1 protein-coding gene is annotated in these 399 nt (G+C 59.1%); it reads right to left on the bottom strand.

Going from position 1 to position 399, the window contains the following annotated elements:
- Nucleotides 1-399, bottom strand: a 399-nt coding sequence (locus AC0L20_RS40050) for a hypothetical protein (RefSeq protein ID WP_473295677.1), incomplete at both ends; no start/stop codon positions are given.

The raw sequence follows: 399 nt of genomic DNA, 5'->3' as shown, positions 1-399 counted from the left end.
ATTGCAGGCTGCGCAAATGCGCGAATCGTTTGAAGAAAGATGGGGCTCCACGGACCGAGCTGCCGCCGTCCAATGTCAGTCTGCTCACATGATCAAAGTCGATCGCCAGCTCCGGCAGGTCTCCCATGAATGTCAGCTCGGACGAGAAACTGTCCGCCCGGGCAAACGGCGACGTCGTAGCGCGAGCGCGCCAGAGATTTTCCAGCTGGGTGGAAAACGCATCTCGCGCCGCCAGTTCCGCCAGTTGTTCCACCGCTGTAAAGGCCTGGCCATTCGAGGGATTGAGCGCCGGCAGTTGCCTTGTCCAGCGCGACAGTTGCGAGGTCAGTTGGAGTATTTCGCTTTCCCACTGCGCAACCTGGATCTGCCCCTGTAGCAGTGTGCTCGGCAATTCATAGA

It is taken from the genome of Bradyrhizobium sp. Kon58 (assembly GCF_055807455.1).
Note: the sequence above shows the minus strand (reverse complement) of the source record. Positions and strands in the feature narration are given on the sequence as shown.